Source organism: Cedecea neteri NBRC 105707 = ATCC 33855 (genome assembly GCF_001571265.1).
Lineage (GTDB): Bacteria > Pseudomonadota > Gammaproteobacteria > Enterobacterales > Enterobacteriaceae > Cedecea > Cedecea neteri.
In genome coordinates, this window is sequence record NZ_BCTL01000101.1 from 1 (window position 1) to 3,835 (window position 3,835).

Below are 3,835 nucleotides of genomic sequence, written 5' to 3' on the forward strand. Positions count from 1 at the left end.
CCCCCCCTTCTCAATAATCAATGCCGTATGGACTTAACAACGGCCGCTATGAGCGAGAAACGGAAGTTAACATGTCTATTAAAGTGGTTAAATTTAGTAATCCACTATAAGGCTTTTTTAGATCTTTTGTGATGAAACGCTGAGTTTAGACAGAGATAGCTGCATAACTTCGAGTATTATCAATAGTTAGATTGATGTGAAGAGATTAAGGTCACATACTTTTTTCTAGTTCTATAAGTAAATTATTCTAAAAACCTAACTGGATGAAAGTTTAAAGCACCTTTTCAAAATTTTTAACGAAAGGACAAATCTATGGCAAACTCAACGAATCAGGGAAGAAAAAGTAAGAGCCCGCTTGACGATAAAACTACTATTGATGATTTACACAGCATCCCCCTTGCATCGTTGTTAGACGGTTATGAAGAACTGTGTGGTTTAAATATGTGGCTTGAACTAAGCAAATTAGCATCTACAGCTTTAAACCGCGATGACCACTCTGCTCACAGAGCATATAAACTCTTAGCGACGCTATGTTCAATGCGAATGTCATCTGACGATCCGGCCGATACTTGGCATCCAAGATGGCAAGATGCAGAAAATAAAATGCTCACGCCTCAAGATATAAAAAGTGATTATAACTCACTGCTTTCAGATATTGTTAATTTTATTAATAACTTGGCATTGAAAGGCCGAATTGCAGATATCGTATGGTCAAATGACCGTAAAGAATACAAGTGTGGCATCGAAGCGGTCAAAGCATATTCTAATATAGTCCTTGAGCATATAAGCAAAAAATGCGATACCGATAATTTCACAAAGTTATTTGAGTTGATGAATTTATTACAGAGAGCCTTGTGCATAAATGGGACGATGGGTAAGCGCGACCATATTCCAAGTTATCTAGCAAAAGCTTTTGAACAATTTTATATCTTCTCTTATCAAAAATGTATATATGTAGCATTTTCTAGGATTGGAGAGTTAGCTATAGGTTATAAAATAAAAACATGGCAAGAAGTAGCTGATGATTCAGAAAATCTTGTTAACAGGGGAAGTATAAATGATTATCCAGAAGCTCGGAAGAAAGTGTGGGCACTTGCAGCACAATGTCATCTGAAAAATAAAAACACTGAAGGTCGCAGGCACTGTTTAGAGGAGTATTCAAATGAAACTCTAAGAATGTGTGAACAAGTTTCAAGCTATGCTGCGAAAGCTTCTTGGGTACGACAGGCTATAACAGAACTTCAAATAGCGGGTGGGTTTCAGGATAAAATTGATATTCTTCGAGTTAAATTAAGGGACTTACAACTTGCCAGCCTCTCTGAGATGTTTCAATATGACATGCCTTGCGATCTATCAGAAGAATACAATGAAACAATTAATCAGTTCACAAACATTTTCCTCCCCGAAATACTGTATTGCTTTGCAATATTATCTAAATCACCAACTATTGAAAGCTTAAAAGAAGAAATTTTAAACAACAATAGTAGTGGAATATCCTTTTTATTCCCCACTTCAATATATCTTGACCAAGAAGGCAAACCTGTAGCTAAAACATGCAGTCACTCTTCAGAGCAAGAACCTAAAAATGAGTGGCTGAAATCGAACTCTATTATACATATGAGCAGCCTTAGGTATTTTATTGTTGAATCAAGAATTAAACCAGCCCGACATGCTACGATGCTGCAATACGCGGTTGAGCTAAGACATTTCGATGTTATTGTGAGTTTAAGTAGCTTTGTTCCTTTTGGCCATGAACATCTCTTCAGTTTAGGTTTTTCCCGTTTATTCCAAGGTGATTTGGCATCAGCAGCATATATACTAATTCCTCAGCTTGAGAATACATTACGCCATGTTTTATTCTGTAGTGGAAGAGATTCATTCAAATTTTCGGATGGCGGTCTTCAGGAGGATCGTTCTTTGTCGGGGCTATTGGAAAATAAACGTAGTGATTTATTAGAAATATTTGGTGAGGATATAGTTCATGAGATTGATATGCTTTTCCATTATAAAGCAGGCCCTTCGCTAAGGCATAAAGTTGCACATGGAAAATTGTCGGCTGGAGACTGTTATCAGCCAGATTGTATCTACGCTTGTTGGTTTATTTATAGACTCATTTGTTTACCTATTCTTCATTGCTGGAAAGACCAAGTAATACCGCAAATTGAGATGACGCTTTAACTTTATGTAATATTTTATTTTTTTGCAAATATGGAAATTAAAAATATTTCTTATGCGCCTGAATGAAGCTGCTGCAACTTAGAGCGCGTACACTTAAGAACTCCCGCTGGCGATGATGGCAGACGACAACTTTTGACAACTCGCCCCCATCACCAACTGGCTGACTTGTTCCCGGCTGATTAACACATCATGATATCAGCAATGTCCTCTTCTGGCACTGAAGACGGTCAGATTAAGTCTGGCCCTGCGCCACATCTATGTCAGGCCAAATCTGAGATAATACAAATAAAGTTATCGTCTGGCGGTCGCTGAAAGAGTCTCATCCTGTGCCAGTAAAGTTATCACATCACCAGCTATTTCTGGTCTGATACCAGGCGTTTTATAGGCCGCATACGCTGCAACGGATAATGGGCTCCAGGCATGCACCCCAGCGATACGTTTTACCTCCTCGATAACCTTAAACGTATCGTTTTCCAAAGCCAGTCCTAAACGGGCTGTATCCAGATAAATGCGCTGAACTCCAGAGATATGCGTGAACTTTTTAAGTTCTGCGGTAATAATTCGCTGCGCTTCCACACCGATAGACGAGCCTCCTTCAACGACCCCTGTCAACCCAACAAGCTTACCTCCATCACTACGAGTATTGTCATCTTTGACTCTTGGAAGCGGCACTAAGACATTCAACTCTACATCCTGCTGAAGTAACTCAAGCAGTTCGGGCAAAAGCTCAGTTTTGATGACACCTTTTAAAGCAACTGCTCTTTTAGCTAGAGTGACAGGGGACTGTCCCAACCGCGCCGACATAGAAATAAGACAACTCGCGATTATGAAAATATCGCATTCCCCTATCAAAGGGGCACACTCGGCCCGGAAAGATTGCTCGTCACGAAGTGTAGGATTTACTTTTTCAGGTTTCCTAATTTTTGAATTCGGCTGCTTCTTGCTACATCCACACAAAGCATCCTGTGCATTTCGGGTTAGTATGCTGATGCTTTTAAGTAGATCCTCACCGCCCTCAAGGTTGGCAACCATTTTCTGCATATTTTCGAGCCTGCCAAGCATCTCGGGATTAGCATTACCCGAAGCGATCTTCTCGCTGATGTCATTAAGATTCCTCAGAACACCAGTAACAATCTGCGATGGAGCAGGATCTGAGGCTTTCAGTTCATGGCTTTTTTTGATTTCTTTCTCCATCAACTGGAGCGCCTGCTTCCAGTCGGTTTGTACACCGGCTTTAAGGGTCTCAAGATTAAGAATAACGGTGCGAAGACGTTCACTTTTAGCTAATGGTATAGGTTCACCATTCTTTTTACCTACTTTCAGCCAGTGAACTAAGGAAACGAAGTCAGCTTTAGCCGTCGTAGCAAGTCCATTGATAACGCGCTGCCGTGCTTCAGGTGTAGAGTGGTTTGTTCTCGGCGCTGGCAGACGATCATTTTTGTGCACTATTGACCTCTTCATATCGGATATCTCAACTCGGCTCCATCATCGATAAACCCACGCCCGGATTCCAGACTGCAATCAAACCCCCTTACATATCATGTTTTAGGGTAGTGATGCCCGCTGCGCCATCAAAGTATTGTTATATTTTGCTCACAAAGGTGATTCTTCAACTTCCGCTTTTGGCACTCATCGAAAGTTATCATTAACTGCCCTT

General features: G+C 40.5%; 2 protein-coding genes. One reads left to right on the top strand and one right to left on the bottom strand.

The window, feature by feature from the left end; genetic code table 11:
- Nucleotides 1–312: 312 nt before the first annotated feature.
- The gene (locus CNE01S_RS23785) at nt 313–2,178 is read left to right on the top strand and encodes a DUF7380 domain-containing protein (protein WP_061279146.1); all 1,866 of its coding nucleotides are present in this window, start codon (nt 313–315) and stop codon (nt 2,176–2,178) included.
- 291 nt (nt 2,179–2,469) lie between these two features.
- Here CNE01S_RS23785 and CNE01S_RS23790 read toward each other — a convergent pair whose 3' ends face one another.
- Nucleotides 2,470–3,624: a hypothetical protein gene (locus tag CNE01S_RS23790; protein WP_245874540.1), complete on the bottom strand. Its 1,155-nt coding sequence runs from the start codon at nt 3,622–3,624 to the stop codon at nt 2,470–2,472.
- Nucleotides 3,625–3,835: the final 211 nt, after the last annotated feature.

Coding starts and splice junctions, on each gene's coding strand:
- CNE01S_RS23785 (WP_061279146.1), top strand. CDS start 313: ATGGCAAACTCAACGAATCAGGGAAGAAAAAGTAAGAGCCCGCTTGAC.